We start from the raw sequence: 20511 nt of genomic DNA, 5'->3' as shown, positions 1-20511 counted from the left end.
ACATCAAGCACAACGAATGCCATCGCCATGAGCACTGCCATGACTACTGCTACACCCACTGCAATCACCAGCACAACAGAACAGTCGAATCAGGGAGCTGAATCAGTTTTCACAGCGCTTCAGGATGCCAGCAATCTAGAGCTGATTGCACTGCTATTTCGCTTCGGTTTAGTGGAACCTTTCCTAAGGCAACTGAAAGAACGAGCCGTGGTCTTTGAACACAACAACCTGTCCGATCCCAATCAGGTTGCCGAGCCTGCCATGAAAGAATATTGCAGCAAACATGGGCTCAGCAACGAGCAAGAGCGGCAACAATGGTGCCTGAAGCACGGCATGAGCCAGGCCGACCTCTTGTCAGAAGCCATTCATGACTGGCGCCGCACAGAACTGCGCGAGCAATCCAGCAGCAATATCGAATCACTTTACCTACGCTACAAGGATAATCTGGACAGGGTGCTATACAGCTTGATTCGCGTGGATGATCCGGGTCTCTGCCGCGAACTGTTCTATGCCATTGAAGCCGGCGAGATCAGCTTCGGTGAAGCGGCACGTCTCCATTCACGGGGACCGGAAGCAAAAACCCAGGGCATTGTCGGCCCTGTCGACTTGACCACCCCCCATCCGGAGATCGCCGGCCGGTTGCGCACGGCTCAGGCCGGCCAGTTGATCGGCCCGTTTGAAGCCGCTGAGTGGCACACGCTGCTGCGCTTGGAGTACCGGTTCGACAGCGTATACGACGCACATACGCAAAACTTTCTCGAGGAAATGAATTTCAAGTCGAGGATCTGCGGCGATCTCAAGACCGAACTGCAACAGCTCTCGAGCTGGTTGCAGGGTCAATTCCGTGATGCAACTCACAACGGCGAATGCAGATGCCTTGCGCGCTCTAGCACAACAACTGGGTTGTGACCAACGCCGATTCCCCGCAGGATCGGTCTTGCAGACCAGTGGCTCAAGTCCCGAAGTGCTGCTGGTGGTGGAAGGGCATTGCCGGCTGCTGGATCCCGATCGCTGGTTCGGCAGCCACACCGTGCTGCGACCGGAGAGTCCCTATCTCTGCGGTGCCCTGACCCTGCTGAATAGCGACCTGGGGGAAGAGCTGATGGCCTCCACAGACTGCGAAGCCATCGTGCTCGGCACGCTGCCCTTGGATCCAAAACTGGAGGAAGCAGTTCTAGATCATTTACGCAGCGGCCTATCCCCGAGTGAACTACCGCTCATCCAGAAATACATCCAGGGCTACGGGATCAACGTACCTGCGGATCAGCAAACTCCTGAGATCTATCTGCGGCGCTGGCAGCTGCTACCAACAGGAAATCCTCCACCCGAAAGCCATCTGAAAGGACCATTGATCTATGCCGATCGCTCCAAGAAAGGGTTTCATTACGGACAACTGATCACCGCGGAAGCGCTGCGCTGCTTCCTGGGTGACGACAATCCGCGCGTGCTGATCTGGAGCGATGCTGAACAACTCACCAAACAGCACTCCCGACACGCCATCAAGCCACAACCGCTTGATCGAAGAGAGGCCCCGGCCAGCAGGCCGCTCCAGACCGGAGCACTAGATGAACATCTACCCAGCCTGACCCAGCAGGTCCGACAACTAGGGTTTCGCCCCGTGGGAGGAGGCACCGCGGCAGAGTGCCATACCGCTGTCCTCACAATGCTGGCCCAGTTCTATGGGCTGCCGATGCGGCGAGACAATCTGCGCAAAGCCGGTCATTTTCTCGCCGCCAGCGAACAGAACCTCAGCCTTGAAAAGCTGGTGAGTGTTGTGGATCAATTCGGGCTGGCCGGGCGCATCGTGGCGTTTCGCGCTGGCGATGCCAGCCGCATTCCCACGCCTGCGGTGATCCTTGATCCCCAGGGAAATCCAAGCCTGATTGTTGAAGCCAATGGATCAGGCCTGTTGATTCTTAACCCAAGCACCAAGATTAAGCGCCTCAACAGTGATGCCCTGAGCCAGCAGTACGGGTTGGATCTGACGGCTGTAACCATCAGCGCGGGCCGGCATACGCCACAGCAGCGCTTTGGCCTGAGTTGGGTGCTGCCCTTCCTGAGCCGCTACAAGGTGGGATTGGTGGAGGTATTCATCTCCAGCTTTCTGGCGCAATTGTTTGCTCTGGCGACACCACTGCTGTTTCAACAGATCATCGACCGCGTGATCGGCCAGGGTTCGGTAAATGCCCTCGGCGGCTTTGCTGTTGTGATGGTGTTACTGATGGTTCTGGAACTGATCTTCGGCAATCTGCGCACCTTCCAGTTCATGGAGATCTCCAACAGGGTGGATATCAGCCTGGGCTCAGCAATCATCTCTCGCCTACTGAGACTGAATATTCGTTATTTCGAAAAGCATCCTGTGGGCGAGCTGGCCAGCCGGCTCAATGAACTCGACAAGATCCGCAGCTTCCTCACCGGCACAGCACTCACGGTGGTGCTTGATGCGCTGTTTGCGATGCTCTACTTCGGCGTGATGTTTTTCTACTCGCCGATTCTTGCCGGCATCATCCTTGGCAGCATTCCACTACTGCTACTGGTGATCCTTGGCCTGACACCGATCACCCAGCGCCTGATCCGGCAGCGCGCTGAGGCGTACTCAAGAACCCAGTCCTACATGGTGGAAGTGCTGAACGGCATCCAGACCGTGAAGGTGCAGAACAGTGAGCTGAGCACAAGGCGGAACTGGGAAGACAGGCACCTCGATGGCATCAACAAGGGATTTCGGTCGGTTCTAGCCAATACGGCCAGCTCCAACGCCCTACAACTAATCAATAAAAGCAGCAACATTTTGGTGATCACGGTGGGGGCATGGCTGGTGCTGGATAACCAGCTGACACTGGGCGGTTTGATCGCGTTCCGAATCATCAGCGGCTATGTGACCCAACCGATCCTGCGCCTGGCCGGCACCTGGCAGAACTTCCAGGAGGTCTCTCTAGCCGTGGAACGACTTGGGGATGTGGTGAACCAACCGCTGGAAACCGAGGACATCGAAGACACCAACATCAGCATGCCCCCGATCGAAGGCACGATTCGCTTTGATCAGGTGAGCTTCAGCTACGGGGCCACCAGTTCCGCACAGCTATCGGGGGTGAGCTTGACGATCCCCAAGGGCAGCTTCACCGGCCTGGTAGGGCAGAGCGGCTGTGGCAAGAGCACCCTGCTCAAGTTGATTCCCAGGCTGTATGAACCGAGTCGGGGGAAGGTGCTGATTGATGACCTGGATGTGAGCAAGGTGGAGCTTTATTCCCTACGCAGGCAGCTGGGCTTTATTCCTCAGGACTGCCTGCTGTTCGAAGGCTCCATCTACTCCAACATCGCCGTAGCCGATCCGGAAGCCGCAACGGATCAGGTGGTAGAAGCGGCGCGCCTGGCCTGTGCCCACGATTTCATCATGGGCCTTCCCTATGGCTACAGCACACCGGTAGGGGAGAAGGGAGCAGGCCTATCCGGCGGACAACGGCAGCGGATTGCCCTGGCGCGGATGCTGCTGCAAAACCCCAATCTGATGATTCTGGATGAAGCCACCAGTGCCCTGGATGTGGATACAGAACAGCAGGTCGTGAGGAACCTTCGGAGCCATGCCAAAGGCCGAACCTTACTGATGATCACCCACCGACTCTCCACCTTGATTCACGCCGATCAGATTGTCCTGATGCACAACAGCCGAATCGACTCCGTAGGAAGTCATGACGAGTTAATGGCCCAATCAGGTCGCTACTACGCCCTCTACCAACAACAGTTTGGAGGCTAAATGAAATCACTCTTATCCGATTTAAGACAGCTGACCAAAGACAAGCTTCAGCAAGCCAACGAGGCAACAGCAAGTCACCAGATGTTGCTCACACCTCCCCCGCGCTGGAGCCGCACTCTGATCTGGTCCCTGGGCCTGGGTTCTCTGGCTTTGCTCAGCTGGTCATGCCTCAGCCGCATTGAAGAAACCAGCAATCTGCCTGGACAGCTCGAGACGATCCGTGCGGAGGCCAGCATCAAAAGTCCCGATGCAGCCGTTGTGGAGCGGGTGAATGCCGTGCAACACCAAATGGTGAAACGGGGCCAGGTTCTATTCACCCTCAGCCGTGCTGATCTTCAGCCACGACTGGAGAGCATTCCCCTCAAGCTTGAACTCCTCAAGCAAAAGGGCCAACGCGATGACCTCGCCTTTGCCATCCGCCTCAGTCAGGCCAAGGCACGTATCCAGCTGAACACCGGCCTGGTGGCCAGGCTGCGCAACCTGGTGCAGCAAGGTTCCGCTCAGGAGGTGCAATTACTCGATAAGGAAAACGAGCTTTTTCAGAGCAAAGCCGAGCGTGAGGCCCTGCTGGAAGAGAAAGCCAAGTTGGATCTGCAGCGCAGGATCGAGATTAACGATCTGAGCATGCAACTCCGCGAATTGCGCGAGCGCTCTGCACAATTTGATGTGGTATCACCCATTGGAGGATCGCTGCAGCAACTGGCGATTCAGGTGACCGGTCAACGGGTAGACCAAGGTGAAGTACTCGCGAAAGTGGTGCCCAGTGATGGCCTGATTGCCTCGGTGCAGGTGTCATCAAAATTGGCGGCACCCATCCGCCAGGGCAAAAAAGCGGAGATCACCGTGGATGCCTTCCCGGCCAATGAGCACGGCACCCTTCGAGGTGTCGTGGAATCGCTATCTCCCACCACATCTGCGTTGGACAGCAAGGGGCAGGCACAGGCCTACATCGCCCGCATCCGCATTAACAAAAGCGGTATTCCCGAGCATTACCCGGCGGAGTCTCTGAGATCTGGTATGGGCGTTACCGCCCGAGTTGTGCTGCATGAAAAGCCAGTGATTGCCGTGGTTTTTGATTTTCTTGAGGACATCTTCAAGCCGATGGCAGAGCGGCGCTGATGTGTACACGCTCACGTTCACCCTGAAAGAGCAGACCGGCTCATCACGCTCAGCAAGATCAGACCATCCCCCTCTTCATTTCAACGTTATGGAACAACCCACCATCACTCGTACAGAGAACGGCAACAAAGCTGCGACGCTCACCATCGGTGATCGCAGCTATCCGATTGCTGATCTCAGCGATGAAGCCCAGAAACTGGTCAGAGCTGCCTACGACTGTGAAGCACAGATCACCAGGCTTCGGCGCGATGTTGATTATCTGAGCATTGCCCATCGCAGTCTGCTGCAGGAGCTCTCAAACCGTCTACCGGACTGATCACCCAGCCTGCGCGCTGACGGGTCCGACTCGGCAGTTCACCGAACAGTCGCTTGTAATTGGCAGCCATCCGACCTGTAGGCGGCAAACCCACCAACGCGCAGGCTTCTCTTAAATCCACCCGGTTCAACAGATGCTTGCGCAGACTGAGCAGACGGATCTCCTGCAGGGCCTGCAAAGGCGTGCAGCCACGCACCCTCTGAAACGACACCTGAAGTGTGCGCGCCGAGATGTAGCAGGCCTGACACAGATCCCGCAAAGCGATCATCTCGGCCAGATGGCTTTCCATGTAAGCCATAGCGTGCTCCACATGCAGAGCATGCGGATCCTGCACACAACCATGCGGCAACTGATCGCGCCCCACCAGCACACTCGCCATCGCACCAAGCACGGATGCCTCAAGTGGCAGCGCCAATGTGGAGCGCGCGTCACCCTCGGGCTGCAGGGCCAGCTCCAGCAACCGCTCACAGCAGGCCATTAACAGCGCTTCCTGTCCCGTGAGGGCGTCCAGCAACAAGCGCAGATCTGGCTGCACTAAGCCCTGGCGGCGACATGCATCCAGGAGGCTCTGCAGCGGCAGCTGCATCACCAGAGCCGACAGCACATCGGATGCCACCGTCAAAGCGAGAGGGTCGTCGGGCAGCAGCACACAGCTCACTTGATTGAGCACCGCCGAAAAAGCACGACCTGCAGCTACACCCTGAAAACGGCCGCAGGTGGGAATCGCGATGCTCACCATGCCGGGATGATGACGAAAGCGCAGATCGGAGATCCCAGCCGCCGACACCTTCAAGACCACAAGCTGTGCACCCCGATAGGCAGCCAATCGCACATCGCGGATCCTCGACCCACCAAAGGCTGAGCCTCGATTCAGTTGGAGCCTTGATAGCCAGCCGGCCATCTCAGGCTCCACCTGCCAGCCCAGATGCGCTGTTGAGATCACCTTGGACCAGGACAACTGGTCGTATCTAGTGATCACATACAACAGCCACTTAGTGGCTAGCAGATCTGCACAAGCAATAGGCCGGATCCGACGCGCGCGCAGATCGTCTTGCCGCAGTCTCCTTCATCTCAGGGCGTCATCAGGTCTGGATCATTTCCTGCCGCGGCCAGCAGGGCAGTGCCTGAGGCGGATGCAAAAGCGACTGATACAACCCAAGAAACGGTGGCAACCAAGGCCTCACTTCATCAGGTTGACCTGATCTGACCGGCGGATCAGCGCCAGCACGTGTGCCACGATCCATGCGACCCGGACCTCAGCTCGACCATCACCTGTGACCCTGAAGCTCACCAACACCCTCACCCGCCGCGTTGAGGAGTTCCGGCCGCTCGAGCCCGGCAAGGTGAGCATCTATTGCTGCGGGGTCACGGTGTATGACCTCTGCCACCTCGGGCACGCCCGCAGTTACATCGCCTGGGATGTGCTGCGCCGCTACCTGATCTGGAGTGGCTACGCGGTGACGTTCGTGCAGAACTACACCGACATTGACGACAAGATTCTCAACCGCGCCGCCGAAGAAGGCAGCTCGATGGAGGCCGTGAGCGAGCGCAATATCGAGGCCTTCGTGGCCGACATGGCCCGCCTCAACATCCTCCCCCCCGATCGCATGCCGCGGGCCACCCGCAGCCTTGATGCAATCCGCAGCCTGATCGGCGAACTGGAGGCCAAAGGCGCCGCCTATTCCGCCGATGGCGATGTGTATTTCGCCGTGATGAAACACGCCGGCTACGGCAAGCTCAGCGGCCGCGACCTCGAGCAGCAGCAAGACAACGCCGCCGGCCGCGTGGCTTCCGAGGAGGAAGCACGCAAGCAGCACCCGTTTGATTTCGCCCTCTGGAAGGGCACCAAACCAGGCGAACCGAGCTTCCCCTCCCCCTGGGGCGCCGGCCGGCCGGGCTGGCACATCGAGTGCTCGGCCATGGTGCGCGAGGAGCTCGGCGACACGATCGACATCCACCTCGGCGGCGCCGATCTGGTGTTTCCCCACCACGAAAACGAGATCGCCCAATCTGAAGCGGCCACCGGCAAGGAGCTGGCGCGCTACTGGCTGCACAACGGCATGGTGAATGTGGGCGGCCAGAAGATGAGCAAATCGCTCGGCAACTTCACCACCATTCGCGCCCTACTGGATTCAGGTGTCTCGCCGATGACGCTTCGCCTGTTCACCCTGCAGGCCCACTACCGCAAACCGCTCGACTTCACCGCCGAAGCCCTCGAAGCAGCTGCCACCGGCTGGAAGGGCCTCAACGCCGCCCTGGGCCTGGCGGACAGCACCGGCAGCAAGGTTGCCCTTACCTCTTCAGATCTCCCTCCATCGCTGGCCGCAGCCCGCCAGCGCTTCGCCGCTGCGATGAACGACGACCTCAACACGTCCGCTGGCCTGGCGGTGCTGTTTGAGCTGGCCAAACCGCTGCGGGCTCTGGCCAACCGCCTCGATCGTGGTGACAGCAGCGCCCGCAGCGAAGCGTCTGCCCCCAACCTCGTGGCCCAGGCCGGCCTTCTTCAGGAGCTTGCGGGAGTGCTCGGTTTGCAGCACGAGCAGCTTCAAGCGAGCCAGCAAGCGGGCGGTGAAACCAACGCCGCTGGCCTCAGCGATGCGGAGATCGAGGAGCTGATCCAAGCGCGCAAAGCCGCTAAATCCGCCCGCGATTTCGCCGCCGCCGATGCCATCCGCGCGGCCCTCAAGGCCCAGGGCATCGAGCTCATCGATCAACCTGGCGGCGTCACCGAGTGGCTTCGCGCCTAAATCCTTCCCAATATGGGATCACCACTGCCCTGATCCGCCAATGCGCCGGTCGTTAGCCCTGCTCAGCCTGGGGGCTGCTCTCCACATCACAGCTCCGGGCCTCGTGGTGGCGCCGGTATCAGCGCAGCCGCGAGAGGGCGCAACGAGCACCGCACTGCGCGCCTCACCCGATGAAGCCAGCCGCGCCTTCATCGGTGTCTGGGCACTCACCGACAACAACAACAACCTGTTCAACGTGCGGATCCAGCCCGATGGCAAGGCGGTGAGCACCGTGGGCACAGCGGGTGTACCCAACGCTGGATCAGCCCGACTACGCAATTCCCAGTTCCGCGAACTGGGCCGCTGGTCGGCCTGGGGCAATGGCATCCGGGTCGACTATTCCGATGGCTGGAGCGACTGGATCTACGTAGGGCCGAGCGGGCTCAGTCATGCAGCCTGGCGCCCAGGCCAGGTACGCAGCGAGATTCCCGCCAACTTCGGCACGGCGGTGAAGCTGGGTGGAGCAGCTGCCGAAGCTGTGGGCATCTATCTCTTCCCTCCAGCCCAAAGCGATCTGAAGCCCTACACCGCTGCGCTCCTCTCCAACGGACTGGCCTTCAACGACATCGATGCTCAGGCCGGGGGCGTGTGGCACATGGAGGGAACCGACGTGGTGATCAACTGGATCAGCGGCTGGCGCACCAACCTCAGCCTCGCTCCTGCCACACGACTTCAGCTACGCCACTGGGCCCCGGGGCGGGACCGCAGCATGGAGCCCACAGCCGTGCGGAAAGCCACTGCCGTCGACTGAGAGCGGGGCATCAGGGCTGATGTCGCAAGGATCCCTCAATCAGAGGGACGTTGCTGATCGCGCATCATCGCTTCGATCTTGCGAATGCGCACGGCAGTGGTGCTCCACACCTCCTTGCGAAAGCCGGGTTGGCACTGCTCCACCAGCTGCTCGATCGGCTCACCTCGCTCGAAGGCCTCCCAGAGCTCGCGCTCGAGTTTGGCGCGTTCGATGAAATTGAAACGCTGCAACCACTGCGGTCCGAGCGCCATGGAAAAGGCCCACCTGCTGCGGCCAGTTAAGCGCTCTCCGCCACACCATCTGCTGCCTCAGCCGCCCGACCAGCTCTTCGCAAGATCCACAACCGACACCAGAAGGCCCAGGCTGATCACCGGCACTGATACCCAACGCAAGCTCCAGAGCATCAACGCCAGCAAGCGCGGAGAGGTTCCCGAGGCACGCAGATCCGCGCTGAAGCGTGCCGGGGCTTGCCAACCCATCAGCAGGGCCATCAGCAGTCCACCAGTGATCAGGAACACCCCGCCGAACACCGCATCCATCCGCTCCAGCACCCCCACATCCAGCGCCGAGGGGAGGCCGATCACAGCAATCACGAACACCATCAGCCACACCGCCCGGCGGCGGCTCCAGCCCAGGCGATCCATCACGGAGCTCACCGGCACCTCCAGCAACGACACCGAGGAGGTAATCGCTGCCACATAGGCCAGGCCAAAGAAACAAGCAGCCACCACCCGGCCCGCCAGCCCAAGCGATCCAAGACCGGTAGGCAGCGCGATGAACAACGTGCCCACGGTGCTGCTGCTCACCACATCCCCCAGGGCAAAGCTCGCCACGATCGGAAACGTGATGCAACCAGCCATCAGGCCCACGGCTGTATCCATCCCCACGACGGCCACCGCCTCACCGGGAATGCCGCTGCGCCGATCCAGGTAGGACGCATAGGCCAGGATGCAGCCAATCCCGGCCCCGATTGAGAAGAAGGCCTGCGTGAACGCGTTGCGAATCGTGGTGGGGTCGGTGAGCTTGCTGATGTCCCAGCGCAGGAGGAACTCGGCGTAGCCGCTGTTGGCACCGGGTAGGAAGGCCGCCCACACCAGCAGGGCCAGCAGCATCACAAACAGGAGCGGGATCCCCCAGCGCGACAGTCGCTCGATGCCCGAGCGGATTCCGGCCGCCACGACCAACCCGGTGATCGCCAGGCTGAGCAGGAGGCCAAGCACGGCATCACCTCCACTGCTGATGGCTGCAAAGAAGTCTTCTGCGGCGGCGATATCGGCAGGCAGCGGTGCGTTGATGGCGTGCAGGAGACTGCGGCCGGTCCAGCCCATCAGCACGGCGTAGTAGCTCAGAATCCCCACCGAGGCGGCGATGTAGAGCCAGCCGAGCGGCGCCCAACGGCGCCCACCAGCGGTCATCGGCGCCACCAGCGGTGCATGGCCGGAGCTTCGGCCTAGCACCATCTCTGCCACCAGCACCGGCAGGCAGACCACCACCACGATCAACACGTAGAGCAGCACGAACGCTGCTCCGCCCCCCTGCGAGGCCCGATAGGCAAAGCCCCAGAGATTGCCCAGCCCTACGGCGCTACCGGCCGCTGCCAACACAAAGCCGAGCGAGGAGCCCCACTGCTCGGGCGGCTGTCCCCGCTCCGCACCGATCTGATCCTGCATGGGCCGCTGGAAAGGTGTGCCCAGTTTCCCGGCTGCGGGGCATGAGCTGCAAATCGGGGAACGCTCTGGGCAGTTCAGCCTCAAGACGCCCATGACCCGATCGCGCCTGCAACTGGGGAGATCAGCCAGCCCTCAACAGGGGGGCGATGGTGGGTCTGGTGAACCGTCCAAGACGGGATATCCATGGATATCCCGTCTTGGACACGCGCCACCACCCCATCCCGCCAGCCAAGCCCACTCCCAACAGCACGGCATCAACGCTCACTCCACCCCCGTTCAGCCGCGCCGGCTTCGGATCGGACGCTGGGGCAACGTGCTGGCGGTGCGGCTTCCGCAGGCACTGAGCAACCTGCTGCGCCTGCAACTGGGCGATGACCTGGAGCTTCAGCTACTCCCGAGTGGCCAGTTGCTGCTCACCCCAACACCGCGCCGCAGCCGCCTAGCCCTGTGTGAGGCCCTGCAGACGGCGGCAGATCAGTGATGAGCCGCCCATCCCTCTGCTACGTAGACAGCACAATCCTGGTCGCGCTTGTGGGCAGTGGCCCCACCAGCGATGCAGTGCGGCGTTGGTTTGTGCAGAGCAACGACGCCTGGGTGAGCAGCGAGATGGCGCTGATGCGTGCCCTTCAGATCCTCGAAACGAACCAGCGCAAGGGAGAACCGCAGGGCCTCAGCCTGCCGGCGGTCCTGATGGCGTTTCACACCGGCGTCGCCATCCGATCTCTGCCGCTGGGGCCACTTCGGCACCAGCCAACGCACCCGTGGCTGTCAATCCTGGATGCACTGGAGCTGGAGGCCGCTCGCATCTGGCGCTGCCCCTGCCTGATCAGCCATAGCCCCAGACTGCTGGAAGCAGCCAGGGTTGCCGGGCTAACCAGCCTCAGCATCGGGGCGAAGCAACCCGCAACAGTGGGAGACTGGCCGCGCCGTTCGCCGATCCCGCCGTGAAAGCCCTCTCTGTGCTCGGCTCCACGGGCTCGATCGGAACGCAAACCCTTGAGATCGTGGAGGACTTCCCCGATCGATTCCGGGTGGTGGCCCTCACGGCCGGCAACAACCTCGACCTGCTGATCAGCCAGATCCAACGTCACGCTCCCGAAGTGGTGGCGCTGGCCAATGCCGAACGCGTGGCCGAATTGCGCCAGCGGCTGGACGCGCTTGAACCCGGCGCCCGTCCGGCCAGGCTGCCTGAGCTGGTGGGCGGCTCCGATGGCCTCTGCACCGCCGCGGCCTGGCCCACGGCTGATTTGGTGGTGACCGGCATCGTGGGCTGCGCCGGGCTGCTGCCCACCCTGGCGGCGATCCGGGCCGGTAAGGATCTCGCCCTGGCCAACAAGGAAACCCTGATCGCCGCAGGGCCAGTGGTGCTGCCGGAGCTGGCCAAGAGCGGCTCGCGCCTGCTGCCGGCTGATTCGGAGCACTCCGCCATCTTCCAGTGCCTGCAGGGCACTCCCTGGGCTGACACCGCCCGCCTCAGCACCGGTGTGCCCAACCCTGGCCTGCGCCGCATTCAGCTCACCGCCAGCGGCGGCGCCTTCCGCGACTGGGATGCCGCCGATCTGCACAAGGCCACCGTGGCTGATGCCACCAGCCACCCCAACTGGAGCATGGGGCGCAAGATCACGGTCGATAGCGCCTCCTTGATGAACAAGGGCCTGGAGGTGATCGAAGCCCACTACCTCTTCGGCCTGGATTACGACCACATCGAGATCGTGATTCACCCGCAATCGATCATCCACTCAATGGTGGAGCTGGCCGATTCCTCGGTGCTGGGGCAGCTGGGCTGGCCCGACATGAAGCTGCCGATCCTCTACTGCCTCAGCTGGCCCGAGCGCCTGGAGACCCCCTGGCGCCGACTGGATCTCACGGAGGTGGGCCAACTCACCTTCCGCAAGCCCGACCCGGCCAAATACCCCTGCATGGAGCTGGCCTACGCGGCCGGCCGCGCCGGCGGCACGATGCCGGCGGTGATGAACGCCGCCAACGAGCAAGCGGTGGCGCTCTTCCTCGAGGAGCAGATCCACTTCCTCGATATCCCGCGTTTGATCGACGTGGTGTGTGATCGCCACAAGGCCGACCTCACAACCAACCCCTCTCTCGACGACGTGCTGGCCGTGGACGCCTGGAGCCGTGAGGCGGTGCGTGAAGCTGCAGCCCGGCTCAACGCCACGGTTCATTCCCAGGCCTCGGCGGCGCTGCCGGCGTGATTTCGCACCACCTGCTGCTCTGTGCGACGCCGGCTAAGGCGCTCTGTTGCCCAGATCCGGCCGTGGGACCTGCCAGCTGGGACACCCTCAAACGCCTGGTGCGCGAATGGGGGCTGGAGGATCCTGCCCGCCCAGAGGGGATCGTGCTGCGCACCAAGGCTGATTGCCTGCGGATCTGCGTCGAGGGGCCGGTGCTGCTGATCTGGCCAGAGGGGATCGTCTACGGCGGGGTTACGCCCGAGCGGATCGAGCGAATCCTGCGGGAGCACGTGATCGGCCGGCAGCCGATCGAGGCCTGGATCATCAAGCGGATGCCGTTTGCTGATCCCGCAGCAGCTGGTCAAACCAGCGGGCTGTGAGCCGATCCCCCCAGTTACCCGGCTCAGTGCCGCGGCCATCGCAGCGGGCATGAAAACCGTTGTGGCCGCCTGCGGCGGTGAGCAACACCTCCACCCCCGGTAGCTGCAGAGCTGCCAGCTCACGGGCCCCATCCACCGGCACCCAGGGATCGTCGATGGCATGGAGCACCAGGGTGGGCGGCAGCCCGGATGGGCGGGCCCGCAGCTGCTGTAACGGACTGGCCTCGCGGTAGTAGTGCTCCACCGACTGATAACCCCAGCGCGGTGCCGTGATCGCGGCATCAAAAGCCCGGATGCTGGTGATCGGGCCGATGGCACTGCGGCCCTCCAGTAGCTCACGCTCCGGCTGGCTCACACCAAAGGGATCGGCGAGGGTTTGGGCCACCAGACGCTGCAGCAGCCAACGCTTGTAGATCCGATTGCGCGGCCGCTCGATCTGGGCTGAGCAGGCAGCCAGGTCGAGCGGGGAGCTGATCGTGACCAGGCCATCGAGCTGGCCGGGCGAGGCCAGGAGCCCATTGAGCAGCTTGGTGCCCCCCAAGGAGATACCCATGCCCAGCAGCGGCCGGCCCGCGGCCAACTCGCGGGCGCGGGCCAGGGCCGGCAGCAGATCGCTGTTGCAGCTGGCGGCATAGGTGCCGCGGGCCAGCTCTCGCCCGGGGCCAGCGCCCCGCATGTTGAGCCGCAGCACCGCCAAGCCCGCGTGCTGGAGGGTGTGGCCCATGCGGCGCAGGCCGCTGCGGGAACTACTGCCCCCCAGGCCATGCATCAACAGAACAAGGCCCCGCGGCTCGGCCTGATCCAGGGGCGGATCGAGCAAACCCAGCAGCTGATCACCACGCCCCACGGAAATCGGCACGGGCAGGCCTGTGTCCGGCGGGAGGGGCTCCGGCCGCAGGGTGTCGCGCAGGGTCTGCAGGTCGCCGTTGATCCAGGGCAGTCGTGGCCGAAAGAGCGGCAGGCCCAGGGCCGCGGGCAGCGCCGCGGCCTGCCTGGAATCCAACACGTGATCAGGCAGCTTTTCCGACACCCTGGCTGCGCAGCTCCGTGCAGAGCTGTTGCAGCACGGCCTTGGCATCACCGAACACCATGGCCGTCTGGGGCAGCTCGAACAAAGCATTCTTAATGCCCGCGTAGCCGGCGCCGAGACTGCGCTTCACCACAAACACCTGGCGCGCCTGATCCACCTCCAACACGGGCATGCCGTAGAGGGGGCTCTGGGCGTCGTTTTTGGCGTCGGGGTTCACCACATCGTTGGCGCCTAGCACGATCACCACATCGGTGCGGGGGAATTCGGGGTTGATCGTGTCCATCTCGAGCAGCTGCTCGTAGGGCACATCAGCCTCCGCCAGCAGCACATTCATGTGGCCAGGCATGCGGCCCGCCACCGGATGGATGGCGTAGCTCACTTCAGAGCCGTTGGCTTCCAGCAGCTTGGAGAGCTCGCGCAGGGCGTGCTGGGCCTGGGCCACCGCCAGGCCATAGCCGGGCACAAACACCACCCGCTCGGCGTTCTCCAGTGCCATGGCGCACTCCTCGGCGCTGCAGCTCACGATGCGGCTGTAGCCGGCCTCACCGCCGCCACCACCCACCGGAGCACTGCCGCCGAGGGCCCCACCGAAGAGCACGCTCACCAGGGAGCGGTTCATGCCCGTGCACATCACCTGGGTGAGGATCAGGCCAGCCGCGCCCACCATGGCGCCCGCCACGATCAGCAGTTGGCTGCCCACCACAAAGCCGGCTGCGGCTGCCGCCACACCCGAATAGGAGTTGAGCAGCGAGATCACCACCGGCATGTCGGCGCCGCCGATCGGCAGGGTCACGCCGATGCCCAGCAGGCTGGAGGCCACCAGCAGTAGCCACAGGGGAGAACCGGTGGGATCGCCCGGCAAGGCGAAGGCCCCCACCAGGGCGGCGATGGCCAGGGCGATGTTCACGCCATGGCGCACGCTGCTCTGGGTCCAGCCTGGGGTGCCGAGCCACCCCTGCAGCTTGCCCATGGCGGCGATCGAACCACTGAAGGTGATCGCACCCACGAACACGGAGATCACGATGGAGATCAGCTCCACCAAATCAGCGCCATCGCTGTCGTAGAGGGCCACGGCCATGGCCACCAGCAGCGAAGCCATGCCGCCGCAGCCGTTGAACAGGGCCACGGTTTCGGGCATGGCCGTCATCGGCACCCGTCGGGCAGTGAGGAGCCCCAACAGACCACCGATGGAGGTGCCGATGGCGATCCACAGCCAAGCCATGGGGTCGGGTTGGAGCTGAAGCAACAGCCCCAGCACCGCCAGGCCCATCGCCAAGGCTGCGAGGCCATTGGCAGAGCGGGCTGAACGCACCGTGGAGAGGCCTTTTAGCCCCAGGGCCAGCAGGAGCACCGCCAGCAGATCGATCAGGTAGCCAAAGAGATCGAGCACGTTCATCGTGCGCCTCCGCTCTTCTTGCTGGTGGATTTGCGGCTGAACATCGCGAGCATCCGATCCGTTACCAGGAAGCCCCCGATCACGTTGAACAGGGCAAAGCCCATCGACAGCGAACCGAGGATCAGCAGGGCCGGGTTGCCCTGAGCCTTGGCGATCAAGGTGATCGAGGCCAGCACCGTGATGCCGCTGATGGCATTGGCACCGCTCATCAGCGGCGTATGCAGGGTGGGGGGCACCTTGCCGATGAGCTCTAGGCCCAGCAGGCTGCCGAGCAGGAGCACCCAGAGCGCTTGCGAAAGGGTGGTCATGCCGCCACTCCTGCCGGGGCGTGGTGGGTGAATAGGCAACCGCTCACGATCGGATCCTCCAGGTCGAGTTGAAGTGCGCTGGGCTCGCTGCCGGACGCTGCGAGCACGTGCTCCAGCAGGGCCGCCACATTGCGCGCATAGAGAGCACTGGCGTGGTTGGCCACGCTGCAGGGCAGCTGATCAGCACCAATCAGCTGCACGCCATGGCGCACCACCGTGGTTCCGGGCTCACTGCCTGCGCAGTTACCGCCCTGGGCCACCGCCAGATCCACCACCACGCTGCCGGCGCGCATGTGCTGGAGCATGGCGTCGTCGATCAAGCGCGGTGCCGGCCGGCCGGGCACCTGGGCGGTGCAGATCACCATGTCGGCCAGGGACAACTGCTCGGTGAGCTGGCGGCGCTGTTCGGCCAGGAAGGCCTCCGTGGCCTGTTGGGCATAGCCGCCGGATTCACCGGGCTTCTGCTCCTGCTCCGGGGGTGCGATGAAGCGGCCACCCAGCGATTCCACCTGTTCTTTGGCGGCAGCGCGCACATCGCTCACGTACACCACCGCCCCAAGGCGCCGGGCCGTGGCTAAGGCCTGCAGGCCAGCGACGCCAGCCCCAAGAATCAGGGCACGCGCCGGCTGAATCGTGCCAGCAGCCGTCATCAGCATCGGCACGTAGCGATCCAGGGCTGCCGCTGCCAGCAGCACAGCCTTGTAGCCGGCGATGTTGGCCTGAGACGAGAGCACATCCATGCTCTGGGCGCGGCTGATGCGCGGCAGCAGCTCCAGCGCCATCGCCGAAAGGCGCCGTTGCTCAAGCCGTTGCTTGAGCGGCTCATTGCCATGGGGCTCCAGCAAGCCCAGCAACAGTGCGCCCGGCCGCAAGGTCTCGAGTTCGGGCCGCTGCTCGGCAAGGGCTGCCGCCTGCACTGCCAGAACGACATCGGCCTGGCGCCAGAGATCGGCCGCCGCAGCGGGGTCGATCAACTGAGCACCGGCCTCGCTGTAGGCCGCATCATCAAAGCCGCTGGCCGCTCCTGCCCCTTGCTCCACATGCAGCGTGCAGCCCTTGGCACTGAGACGACGCACCGTTTCAGGGGTGGCTGCCACACGGGTTTCACCAGGCCGGCACTCCCGCGGCACCAACACACGAGTCAATCCTTCGCCGCCTTCATGTCACAACGGCCCAGTGTTTGCCTGCTGAGGCCGCACGGGCAACGCTTTTCAGGGGCGTGTGCTCACATCCGCACAAGTCCGCACCCGGCCCGATTCAAAACAGCGGCAGCAGCTCCTGCTCCAGGCAGCGGGCCTGGGGAGTGGAGCCCTGCCGTCTGAGCTGGCGAGCCCGCAGGATCATCGGATCGAGGTCGCACTCGAGATCGAGGGCACGCTCAAAGCGCTGACGCAGTTCGTCGGGGCTGAGGGAAAAGGGGGAGCGCTCAAGCATGGGCTGACGGGTTGGGGCCCGGAGCGGGGGTGATGGCCGGAAGTTAAGGACTCCAGCGCCAAAGCGAATAGGTAGAAACCCTCAACTTTTTTCGCTGCATACCCACAAAATGGCGGGATGGGTTTGCCGTCGTTCGATCTGAGCCCGCCGGGGCGCCCCCAAGCAGGGCTGCAACCGCGCCAGTGGCAAACGCAGTTGATCCAGCTGCTGCGCCGGCGCCTGGAGCGCCCCGGCAGCCACGACGTGCTGATCAACGCCGGCCCAGGCGCCGGCAAAACCCTCGGCGCGCTGCTCAGCTTTGAGCGGCTGGAGCGCGAAGGCCGGCTCCAGCATCTGCTGGTGTTCTGCCACCGCAGCTCCATTGCCAGCCAATGGCTGGGGGCCGCCGAGCGCCTGGGGCTGGATCTACGGGAATGGACCACCAGCAGCAGTCCCCAGGGGCCACAGCACGGCCTGCTGATCACCTATCAGGCCGCAGGGCGCAATCTCGAAGCGCTCGAGCAACAGCTGCAGCAGGCCGGCTGGGGGGCCTGGCTAGCCATCGCCGATGAGGTGCATCACCTGGGCATGGACCCGGAGGAACCAGACGCCACCGCCTGGGGCCACGCCTTCAGTCGGCTGAGCGCGGGGGCCAGCCTGCGGCTGGGGCTCACCGGCACACCCTTCCGAGCCGACAATCTGGCCTTCTGCGCCGCCCGCCGCATCCAGGTGCACGATGGCCAGGGCTGGGTGGAGCAGATCGCACCAGACCTGAGCGTGGAGCCCCGGGAGCTGATCGCCGCCGGCGATGTGCGCCCCCTGGAATTCCGCTTCCAGGATGGATGGGTCGACCACGGCCGCCAGGGGGAACTGGGCGACAGCGAGCGCTCACCCCTCTCGCAGGAGCAACGCGAGAGCTGGCGGGCCCGCAACCTACGCCGCGCCATCCGCCTGGGCGACAGCAGCAGCATCGCCCTGCGGCTGCTGCTCAATGCCCGCCGGCGCCTAGAGGCGGTACGGCGGGAGCACCCCGGTGCCGGCGGCCTGGTGATCGCCCGCGACATCGCCCATGCCCGCCGCATCTGCGGCTTACTCGAAGAAGAAGGCGATCGGGTGCACCTGGTGCACTCCCAGGATCCGGAGGCCTCGCAGCGCATGAACACCTTCAAGGCAGGCGAGGCCGACTGGCTGGTGAGCATCGATATGTGCGCCGAGGGCTTCGATGCACCGCGTCTGCGGGTGGTGGCGTACCTCACCACCGTGGTGACCCGCACCCGCTTCGTGCAGGGCATCACCCGAGCCGTGCGCATGGATGGTGAGCGCACCGCCACCGAACCGGTGCCACGCCAGCCGTCGTATGTGTTTGCCCCGGCCGACCCGCTGCTGATGCAATACGCCCGCACGTGGTCGCTGAGCGAGCCCTACGTGCTGCGCCCGAAAACCAACGAAGCTGAACCCGAGAGCAGTGGAGCGATGCGAGGGGCATCACTGCCGCTGCAGGCCGTGGAAGATGGCGCCGGGGCCGTGATCCGCATGCGCGGGCCGGAGCTGCCGAACTTCCTTGTGCAGCGATAAATACATTCGATTGCAGCAAAAAGTGCGACCTTTTGCGAAATCGCACCCCAATCGGCCTAGCTGCCGACCAGCGTGGTGCCATCGCGGGACACTTATGAACGGCTCCATCCAGCGCCGCCTCACCGTTGCGATCAATTGGTCGGCAGCCCGCATTGCCAGCCTCGACGACAGGGAGCGCTACGAAGACAGCTATGCACTCACCGAGGAATTCCGCGAGTGGATCCTCTGCGTGGATCAGCATCCGGAGCTGATGGCAGACCAGGTGCTGATGGTTCCCGACTTCAGCAAGCTGAATCAATCAAGCGGCAGCAGCGAGAGCGACGGACTTTTAGAAATCTGAAAAAAACCTAAAGCCGCTTACCCCCGGGCGTCAACCAACCGCCCCTTTCACACCGCTAGGCTCTTATGCGAAGTCGATCCGCATAAGCCGTGGCCGATGCCGCTCCCAGTGCCGCAGGTGCTGCCGTTGAAAACGTGGTGATCGTGGGCTCTGGCCCTGCTGGTTACACCGCCGCTATCTACGCCGCCCGCGCCAATTTGCGCCCCATCGTGATCACGGGCTTTCAAGACGGTGGCATCCCTGGCGGTCAGCTGATGACCACCACCCACGTGGAGAACTTCCCAGGCTTTCCCGACGGCATCCTGGGGCCGGATCTCATGGATCGGCTCAAGGCCCAGGCCGTGCGCTGGGGCACCCGCCTGGTGGAGGCTGATGCCGACAGCATTGATCTCTCTCAACGCCCCTTCCGCATCCAGGCCGACGGCCAAACGATCAGCGCCCAATCGGTGATCCTGGCCACCGGCGCCAGCGCCAACCGCCTCAGCCTTCCCAGTGAGGAGCGCTTCTGGAATGCCGGCATCAGCGCCTGCGCCATTTGCGACGGAGCCACCCCTCAATTCCGCAATGAAGAGCTGGCGGTGGTGGGCGGCGGCGACTCCGCCTGCGAAGAAGCGGTGTACCTCACCAAATACGGCAGCCGCGTGCATCTGATCGTGCGTTCCGCTCAGCTGCGGGCCAGCAAAGCGATGGCGGATCGGGTGCTGGCCAACCCCAACATCACGGTGCATTGGAACCGCCAGATCCGTGATTGCAGCGGCGGCGCATGGCTCGAAGCCATCGACCTGGTGGCCACCGATGGCAGCGGCGCCAGCGAACAAGTGCCCGTGCGGGGCCTCTTCTATGCCATCGGTCACACCCCCAACACCCGCCTTGTGCGGGGCCAGCTGGAGGTGAATGACCACGGCTACCTGGTGACTCAGCCAGGCCGCCCCGAAACCAGCATTGACGGCGTGTATGCCGCTGGCGATGTGGCCGATGCCGAATGGCGCCAAGGCATCACCGCCGCCGGCAGCGGCTGCCAGGCCGCCCTAGCGGCCGAGCGCTGGCTCACCCACCACAACCTGGCCGTCACCGTGAGCCAGGAGCCGGTGGAGCCAGCCGAGGTGGGCGAGGTGAAACGCACCGCCGAAAGCGATGAGAGCAACTTCGATGCCAACGCCCTCTGGCAAAAAGGCAGCTATGCCCTGCGCAAGCTGTACCACGACTGCGACAAACCCCTGCTGGTGGTCTACACCTCACCCACCTGCGGCCCCTGCCATGTGCTCAAGCCCCAGTTGAAACGGGTACTCGATGAGCTCGGCGGCCGCGCGCAGGGCGTTGAGATCGATGTGGATGCCGATCAGGACATCGCGCAACAAGCTGGCGTCAGCGGCACCCCCACGGTGCAGCTGTTCTTCCAGAAAGAGCTCAAGCAGCAATTCCGCGGCGTGAAACAGCGCAGCGAATTCAAGGCCGCGATCGAACAGCTGCTAGGCGCTGCTGTGGGCTGA

21 protein-coding genes are annotated in these 20511 nt (G+C 63.5%); 13 read left to right on the top strand and 8 right to left on the bottom strand.

The features are described from left to right. Window positions 1-27: 27 nt before the first annotated feature. The 4 genes from KJJ24_RS00530 (at window position 28) to KJJ24_RS15095 (ending at window position 5186) form a co-directional block, all read left to right on the top strand. The gene (locus KJJ24_RS00530) at window positions 28-909 is read left to right on the top strand and encodes a peptidylprolyl isomerase (RefSeq protein ID WP_214340039.1); all 882 of its coding nucleotides are present in this window, start codon (window positions 28-30) and stop codon (window positions 907-909) included. Next, window positions 878-3751 (top strand): peptidase domain-containing ABC transporter, encoded by a 2874-nt coding sequence (locus KJJ24_RS00525; protein ID WP_214340038.1) that lies wholly within the window; start codon window positions 878-880, stop codon window positions 3749-3751. Before KJJ24_RS00530 ends, KJJ24_RS00525 begins: the two co-directional genes overlap by 32 nt. Before the next feature lie 84 nt (window positions 3752-3835). Continuing rightward, window positions 3836-4870 carry an HlyD family secretion protein gene (locus KJJ24_RS00520; protein WP_214340037.1) on the top strand — a complete coding sequence of 345 codons (1035 nt, stop codon included), beginning with the start codon at window positions 3836-3838 and terminating at the stop codon, window positions 4868-4870. Between the two features lie 88 nt (window positions 4871-4958). Then, window positions 4959-5186, top strand: coding sequence for a DUF6447 family protein (locus KJJ24_RS15095; RefSeq protein ID WP_371811816.1), 228 nt, complete (start codon window positions 4959-4961; stop codon window positions 5184-5186). Here KJJ24_RS15095 and KJJ24_RS00515 read toward each other — a convergent pair. Further along, entirely contained in the window at window positions 5101-6144 is a 1044-nt protein-coding gene (locus KJJ24_RS00515; RefSeq protein ID WP_214340036.1) for an AraC family transcriptional regulator, read from the bottom strand. The two genes, KJJ24_RS15095 and KJJ24_RS00515, sit on opposite strands and share 86 nt — an antisense overlap. 316 nt (window positions 6145-6460) lie before the next feature. On the opposite strand from KJJ24_RS00515, the gene cysS reads away from it, so the two are divergent. Beyond that, complete coding sequence (cysS, locus tag KJJ24_RS00510) at window positions 6461-7933, top strand: cysteine--tRNA ligase (RefSeq protein ID WP_214340035.1); 1473 nt, start codon at window positions 6461-6463, stop codon at window positions 7931-7933. A 40-nt stretch (window positions 7934-7973) separates the two neighbouring features. After that, entirely contained in the window at window positions 7974-8723 is a 750-nt protein-coding gene (locus tag KJJ24_RS00505; RefSeq protein WP_214340034.1) for a hypothetical protein, read from the top strand. A 35-nt stretch (window positions 8724-8758) separates the two neighbouring features. On the opposite strand, the gene KJJ24_RS00500 is transcribed toward KJJ24_RS00505, so the two are convergent. Both KJJ24_RS00500 and KJJ24_RS00495 read right to left on the bottom strand, forming a co-directional pair. Next, window positions 8759-8974 carry a hypothetical protein gene (locus tag KJJ24_RS00500; RefSeq protein WP_214340033.1) on the bottom strand — a complete coding sequence of 72 codons (216 nt, stop codon included), beginning with the start codon at window positions 8972-8974 and terminating at the stop codon, window positions 8759-8761. Window positions 8975-9031: 57 nt separating this feature from the next. After that, window positions 9032-10393, bottom strand: a complete 1362-nt coding sequence (locus KJJ24_RS00495; protein WP_214340032.1) for a sodium-dependent transporter — start codon at window positions 10391-10393, stop codon at window positions 9032-9034. Window positions 10394-10484: 91 nt separating this feature from the next. On the opposite strand from KJJ24_RS00495, the gene KJJ24_RS00490 reads away from it, so the two are divergent. The 4 genes from KJJ24_RS00490 to KJJ24_RS00475 are packed head-to-tail and all read left to right on the top strand — an operon-like array spanning window position 10485 to window position 12959. Next, the gene (locus KJJ24_RS00490; RefSeq protein ID WP_214340030.1) at window positions 10485-10874 is read left to right on the top strand and encodes a hypothetical protein; all 390 of its coding nucleotides are present in this window, start codon (window positions 10485-10487) and stop codon (window positions 10872-10874) included. Then, on the top strand, window positions 10874-11341 hold the full coding sequence (locus KJJ24_RS00485; RefSeq protein ID WP_214340028.1) for a hypothetical protein: 468 nt from the start codon (window positions 10874-10876) through the stop codon (window positions 11339-11341). Before KJJ24_RS00490 ends, KJJ24_RS00485 begins: the two co-directional genes overlap by 1 nt. Further along, on the top strand, window positions 11338-12600 hold the full coding sequence (locus tag KJJ24_RS00480) for a 1-deoxy-D-xylulose-5-phosphate reductoisomerase (protein WP_214340026.1): 1263 nt from the start codon (window positions 11338-11340) through the stop codon (window positions 12598-12600). The genes KJJ24_RS00485 and KJJ24_RS00480 overlap by 4 nt, the downstream gene beginning before the upstream one ends. Next, on the top strand, window positions 12597-12959 hold the full coding sequence (locus tag KJJ24_RS00475) for a ferredoxin (RefSeq protein WP_214340024.1): 363 nt from the start codon (window positions 12597-12599) through the stop codon (window positions 12957-12959). Before KJJ24_RS00480 ends, KJJ24_RS00475 begins: the two co-directional genes overlap by 4 nt. On the opposite strand, the gene KJJ24_RS00470 is transcribed toward KJJ24_RS00475, so the two are convergent. The 5 genes from KJJ24_RS00470 to KJJ24_RS00450 form a co-directional block, all read right to left on the bottom strand. Beyond that, window positions 12904-13965, bottom strand: a complete 1062-nt coding sequence (locus tag KJJ24_RS00470) for an alpha/beta fold hydrolase (RefSeq protein WP_250544817.1) — start codon at window positions 13963-13965, stop codon at window positions 12904-12906. The genes KJJ24_RS00475 and KJJ24_RS00470 overlap by 56 nt on opposite strands. Before the next feature lie 4 nt (window positions 13966-13969). After that, window positions 13970-15385: an NAD(P)(+) transhydrogenase (Re/Si-specific) subunit beta gene (locus tag KJJ24_RS00465; protein WP_214340021.1), complete on the bottom strand. Its 1416-nt coding sequence runs from the start codon at window positions 15383-15385 to the stop codon at window positions 13970-13972. Next, the gene (locus KJJ24_RS00460; RefSeq protein ID WP_214340018.1) at window positions 15382-15693 is read right to left on the bottom strand and encodes an NAD(P) transhydrogenase subunit alpha; all 312 of its coding nucleotides are present in this window, start codon (window positions 15691-15693) and stop codon (window positions 15382-15384) included. The genes KJJ24_RS00465 and KJJ24_RS00460 overlap by 4 nt, the downstream gene beginning before the upstream one ends. Continuing rightward, window positions 15690-16838 (bottom strand): NAD(P) transhydrogenase subunit alpha, encoded by a 1149-nt coding sequence (locus KJJ24_RS00455; RefSeq protein WP_214340016.1) that lies wholly within the window; start codon window positions 16836-16838, stop codon window positions 15690-15692. The genes KJJ24_RS00460 and KJJ24_RS00455 overlap by 4 nt, the downstream gene beginning before the upstream one ends. A 112-nt stretch (window positions 16839-16950) precedes the next feature. Continuing rightward, window positions 16951-17127, bottom strand: a complete 177-nt coding sequence (locus tag KJJ24_RS00450; RefSeq protein WP_214340014.1) for a hypothetical protein — start codon at window positions 17125-17127, stop codon at window positions 16951-16953. 117 nt (window positions 17128-17244) lie between these two features. On the opposite strand from KJJ24_RS00450, the gene KJJ24_RS00445 reads away from it, so the two are divergent. From KJJ24_RS00445 to trxB, 3 genes are all read left to right on the top strand, one after another. Next, window positions 17245-18681, top strand: a complete 1437-nt coding sequence (locus tag KJJ24_RS00445) for a DEAD/DEAH box helicase (RefSeq protein ID WP_214340012.1) — start codon at window positions 17245-17247, stop codon at window positions 18679-18681. A gap of 94 nt (window positions 18682-18775) precedes the next feature. Then, window positions 18776-19021: a hypothetical protein gene (locus KJJ24_RS00440; protein WP_214340010.1), complete on the top strand. Its 246-nt coding sequence runs from the start codon at window positions 18776-18778 to the stop codon at window positions 19019-19021. An 89-nt stretch (window positions 19022-19110) separates the two neighbouring features. Next, window positions 19111-20511 carry a thioredoxin-disulfide reductase gene (gene trxB / locus KJJ24_RS00435; RefSeq protein ID WP_214340008.1) on the top strand — a complete coding sequence of 467 codons (1401 nt, stop codon included), beginning with the start codon at window positions 19111-19113 and terminating at the stop codon, window positions 20509-20511.

The organism is Synechococcus sp. LA31 (assembly GCF_018502385.1).
In the GTDB taxonomy this organism is placed as follows: domain Bacteria; phylum Cyanobacteriota; class Cyanobacteriia; order PCC-6307; family Cyanobiaceae; genus Vulcanococcus.
The sequence above is the reverse complement of the archived record's forward strand: the minus strand, read 5'-3'. Positions and strand labels throughout refer to the sequence as shown.

Excerpts from the sequence above, each read along its gene's own strand:
- KJJ24_RS15095 (WP_371811816.1), top strand. The coding sequence starts at position 4,959 with ATGGAACAACCCACCATCACTCGTACAGAGAACGGCAACAAAGCTGCG.
- KJJ24_RS00505 (WP_214340034.1), top strand. The coding sequence starts at position 7,974 with ATGCGCCGGTCGTTAGCCCTGCTCAGCCTGGGGGCTGCTCTCCACATC.
- KJJ24_RS00530 (WP_214340039.1), top strand. The coding sequence starts at position 28 with ATGAGCACTGCCATGACTACTGCTACACCCACTGCAATCACCAGCACA.
- KJJ24_RS00495 (WP_214340032.1), bottom strand. The coding sequence starts at position 10,393 with ATGCAGGATCAGATCGGTGCGGAGCGGGGACAGCCGCCCGAGCAGTGG.
- KJJ24_RS00465 (WP_214340021.1), bottom strand. The coding sequence starts at position 15,385 with ATGAACGTGCTCGATCTCTTTGGCTACCTGATCGATCTGCTGGCGGTG.
- KJJ24_RS00490 (WP_214340030.1), top strand. The coding sequence starts at position 10,485 with ATGACCCGATCGCGCCTGCAACTGGGGAGATCAGCCAGCCCTCAACAG.
- KJJ24_RS00440 (WP_214340010.1), top strand. The coding sequence starts at position 18,776 with ATGAACGGCTCCATCCAGCGCCGCCTCACCGTTGCGATCAATTGGTCG.
- KJJ24_RS00500 (WP_214340033.1), bottom strand. The coding sequence starts at position 8,974 with ATGGCGCTCGGACCGCAGTGGTTGCAGCGTTTCAATTTCATCGAACGC.
- KJJ24_RS00445 (WP_214340012.1), top strand. The coding sequence starts at position 17,245 with ATGGGTTTGCCGTCGTTCGATCTGAGCCCGCCGGGGCGCCCCCAAGCA.
- KJJ24_RS00485 (WP_214340028.1), top strand. The coding sequence starts at position 10,874 with ATGAGCCGCCCATCCCTCTGCTACGTAGACAGCACAATCCTGGTCGCG.
- KJJ24_RS00460 (WP_214340018.1), bottom strand. The coding sequence starts at position 15,693 with ATGACCACCCTTTCGCAAGCGCTCTGGGTGCTCCTGCTCGGCAGCCTG.
- KJJ24_RS00450 (WP_214340014.1), bottom strand. The coding sequence starts at position 17,127 with ATGCTTGAGCGCTCCCCCTTTTCCCTCAGCCCCGACGAACTGCGTCAG.